Source organism: Meridianimarinicoccus zhengii, from assembly GCF_003254465.1.
GTDB lineage: Bacteria > Pseudomonadota > Alphaproteobacteria > Rhodobacterales > Rhodobacteraceae > Meridianimarinicoccus > Meridianimarinicoccus zhengii.
In genome coordinates this window covers 1-3,026 of the sequence record NZ_QDFI01000154.1, presented here as the reverse complement: position 1 = coordinate 3,026, position 3,026 = coordinate 1, and the positions used below count along the sequence as shown (strand labels likewise).

Here is a 3,026-nt window from a genome sequence, read left to right as displayed (position 1 = left end):
CGGGCAATCCCCGGCATAACACGACGGAGACGGGCCACCCCGAAACGAACATTGGGTCCTTCCTCTGGAAGCGAGTGTATTTCACCGGACGAGCAGGAGTCACCTTCATTCCGGCATTCAGCGACTTGGACTCACGGATGCGGATCGCCTCGAAAAGCCGCCGTAGCGCGAAGGACCGCGCGATGCTCACCACCGTGAACACCGCGCCCATCTTGAGGTTCTGCGCGAGCGTCGTGTGCAGCCCGAAGACCGGGAAGATCAGGATCTGCGTCACGACGGCGACGCCGTAGCCAACCGCTACGTTTGCGATAGCCTCGACCAGCGACATGGCCCGGCTCTGCTTCATGCCACGTTCTCATCCATCGGCCAGCAACTCAGCTGCGAGAGTTCGGAGCGCATGCGCCGCGACCAGCGGGACCACTCCGTTGCCACAGAGGCGAAGCCGGTCCACCCGGTGGGCCAGCCCATCAGCGCCTCGACGAACAGCGGGTTCAATGTCCGGGGCGTGTCGCAGGAATGCCCGCCATCCGTCGGCGTCACCAGGACCTGGCGGCCAAGCAGCCCGTTCACCGGCGTGTTCGCGAGGCTCGTCGCCCCGTCCTTGTGATCGCGCGCCGTCGGCGTCATCCAGAGCCGGGTCGCATCGCAGAGCGTCGTCCCGTCGTTGCGCGGGCGCGCCGTTTCGCTGCGATTGCTCGTCCGGTTTCGCGTTCCCTTGCTGTCGCCCGCCAGCGGCGTCGGCCAGAGGCGCATCAACTCCGTCCGGTTCCCGCCGCTCGACCGCGTCCCGGAGCAGGCGCGCGGGGTCGGCCAGGTGGTCGCGCTCGCGGTGGGCGAGGATGAAGAGCCGCTCGCGCCGATGCGGCGCACCGACTTCCGCCGCCGTGAAGAGGCCTGCCGCAAGGCGGTAGCCCATGCCGACCAGTCCTTCGGCGATTTCGGGGAAGCCGAGGCGGAGATGATGGGCGACATTCTCGAGGAACACGAAGGGCGGCTCGGTCTCGCCGATGATGCGGGCGACGTTGGGCCAGAGATGGCGCGGGTCGTCCGCGCCTCTGCGCTTGCCCGCGACGGAGAACGGCTGGCACGGATAGCCCGCAGTGACGATGTCCACCGCGCCGCGCCACGGGCGGCCGTCGAAGGTTCCAACGTCGTCCCAGACAGGCGCCGGATCCAGGGCCGCGTCTTCCATCCGCGCCACGAGGATGGCTGCGGCGTAGGCGTCCCGCTCGACGTGACCCACAATGCGATATCCGGGGAGTGCGAGGTGCAGCCCGAGGTCGAGCCCGCCGGCGCCGGAGCAGAGCGAGAGGCCGAAGAGGCACGCGTCGCCGGCTCCGGCAGACACGCCGGAGGAAGGTAGAGCCACGCCATCCACGTCGTCAGGCCGCGTGGGCCCCCTCGGCCGCCGCCGGGGTCTCGCCCAGCCGCTCGGCCTTCACCTCGGCGAAGGTCCGGCCGTCGCCGTCGAGGACCGCGTCGCGGCCGGTCTCGGCCTGCCAGCGTTGGACGGCGACATCGACGTAAGCCGGGCTGATTTCCATCGCGAATACACGGCGGCCGTTTGCCTCGCCTGCCATGATCTGCGAGCCGGAACCCGAGAACGGCTCGTAGCAGAGGCCGCCTCGCACCACATGCTGGCGCATCGGGATACCGAAGGCATCAAGCGGTTTCGGCGTGGGGTGGTCGGGCCGGTCGTCCTTGGCGAAGCTGGGCAACGCCCATGTGGACGGCAGCGTTTCCTCGGCCACCTTCGGCGGCCGGTTCGGGCGGCGCCAGCCCATGAAACAGGGCTCGTGTTTCCAGAGGTAATGGGAGCGGGTCAGAACCCCACGGTCCTTCACCCAGATGATCTGCTGGTGAACGAAGGCTCCGGCCTTTTCCCAGCAGTCTTCGAGCATCGCCTGGCGGCGCGAGGCGTGCCAGCAGTACCAGGCCGCGTCCTCGGTGATGGCTTCGGCCACGGCCGCGGCGATGAACCCGTCATAGAGCTCCGCGCCCTGCGAACTGTCGTCCCAGGTCGTGCCGTAGGACGCCGACCAGTCCTTGTTGCGGGTCGGGTGGTTCGAGCCGTCATAGTCCACCAGATACGGTGGGTCGGTCGCGAACAGGATCGCCCGCTCGCCGTTCATCAGGCGGCGCACGTCGTCGTGGTTCGTGCTGTCGCCGCAGAGCAGACGGTGGTCGCCTAGGATCCAGAGATCGCCCGTGCGCGAGGCCGGGTTGCGCGGGGGTTCGGGGATGGTCACCGGCGGCACGGAGCCCCCGGCGCCACCTTCTTCTTCACCGCCCCCGTCCGGATCGAAAGCCAGCAGCTTGTCCAGCTCGCCATCCGAGAAGCCGACCAGCGACAGGTCGTAGTCGTCCGCGAGCAGGTCCTGAAGTTCGGCAGAGAGCAGCGCCTCGTCCCATGTGCCGAGCTCGGTCAGCTTGTTGTCCGCGATGCGATACGCCCGCCGTTGCGCCTCGGTCAGATGCCCGAGCACGATCACCGGCGCTTCGGTCAGCCCCAGCCGGGTTGCCGCCAGCACGCGCCCGTGGCCCGCGATCAACTCGCCGTCCTCGCCGACGAGGCAGGGCACGGTCCAGCCGAACTCGGCCATGCTGGCGGCGATCTTTGCGACCTGGTCGGGCCCGTGCACCTTCGCGTTCTTCGCGTAGGGTTGGAGGCGCGCAAGCGGCCACATCTCGATCCGCTCGGGGGCGAAGGCGAGGGTCATGCAGGTTCCTGTCGATGATAGGTCGGCATCCGCCGGGCTGGACTCCGGCGCGATGGGGTCCGCCGGCTTCCGGCTGGACTCCGGCATCCGCGGGGTGTCCACCCCGCGCGGCTAGTCAGATGTTTGAATTCACGAGGGTTTCAGGCGTCGCGGCTGGACGCTGGGTTCCGGTGGCTTCCCAAAAAATCGGCCCTGTCGCTGGCGAAATGCCGAGCCAAGCCCGCCAGCATACGTTCCGGCCCGGAAAGGACCCAATGTTCGTTTCGGGGTGGCCCGTCTCCGTCGTGTTATGCCGGGGATTGCCCG

3 protein-coding genes and 1 pseudogene are annotated in these 3,026 nt (G+C 68.4%); all 4 read right to left on the bottom strand.

The window, feature by feature from the left end; all coding sequences use genetic code 11:
• Nucleotides 1-346 (bottom strand): DUF7220 family protein (locus DDE13_RS23830; RefSeq protein WP_449288505.1); only part of this gene is annotated, 346 nt, incomplete at its 3' end.
• Nucleotides 343-753: a hypothetical protein gene (locus DDE13_RS23510; RefSeq protein WP_235868821.1), complete on the bottom strand. Its 411-nt coding sequence runs from the start codon at nucleotides 751-753 to the stop codon at nucleotides 343-345. The genes DDE13_RS23830 and DDE13_RS23510, both read right to left, overlap by 4 nt.
• Nucleotides 754-871: 118 nt before the next feature.
• Nucleotides 872-1,348: pseudogene (locus DDE13_RS23505) on the bottom strand (DNA cytosine methyltransferase); the annotation flags it as partial.
• Nucleotides 1,349-1,382: 34 nt separating this feature from the next.
• Complete coding sequence (locus DDE13_RS22185) at nucleotides 1,383-2,720, bottom strand: site-specific DNA-methyltransferase (RefSeq protein WP_111406370.1); 1,338 nt, start codon at nucleotides 2,718-2,720, stop codon at nucleotides 1,383-1,385.
• Nucleotides 2,721-3,026: the final 306 nt, after the last annotated feature.